Below are 512 nucleotides of genomic sequence, written 5' to 3'. Positions count from 1 at the left end.
TACGGGCACGACGCCATCGCGGTCATGACCGAGGACCCGTATCGGCTGGCCAAGGACATCCGCGGCATCGGCTTCAAGACCGCCGACGCCATCGCGATGAAGCTCGGGCTGACCCCGGAGGCGCCGCAGCGGCTGCGCGCTGGCATCTCGTTTGCCCTGCAGACGGCGACCGACGGCGGACACTGTGCCTTACCGGTTGCGGAACTGATCAAGCTCGCGGGCGAGCTGCTCGGCGTCGACGCGGCGCTGATCCGCTCGGCGCTGCTCGACGTGCTGGAGACCGGCGAGGTAGTGCAGGACATCCTCGGCCACAAGGCGTGCATCTTCCTGGCCGGGCTGCACGCCGCCGAGCGGATGATCGCCGCGCGGCTGCCTCGCCGCATGAAACGCGCACCGCCCTGGCCAGAACTGGACCTCGCCGCTGCTCTGACCCCGGTCCAGGACACGTACGGCCAAACGCCCCCGCACTCTCAACGGGCATCCCGTCGGCAGGCACGGCGCCGTACACGCGC

The 512-nt window shown here is 70.3% G+C and carries 1 protein-coding gene; it reads left to right on the top strand.

Annotated features, from left to right (window positions below):
• Nucleotides 1-24: 24 nt before the first annotated feature.
• A partial coding sequence (locus tag MKK65_RS28770; protein WP_279597022.1) for a helix-hairpin-helix domain-containing protein occupies nucleotides 25-512 on the top strand: 488 nt, incomplete at its 3' end.

Source organism: Methylobacterium sp. J-001, assembly GCF_022829565.1.
GTDB lineage: Bacteria > Pseudomonadota > Alphaproteobacteria > Rhizobiales > Beijerinckiaceae > Methylobacterium.
The sequence above is the reverse complement of the archived record's forward strand: the minus strand, read 5'-3'. Positions and strand labels throughout refer to the sequence as shown.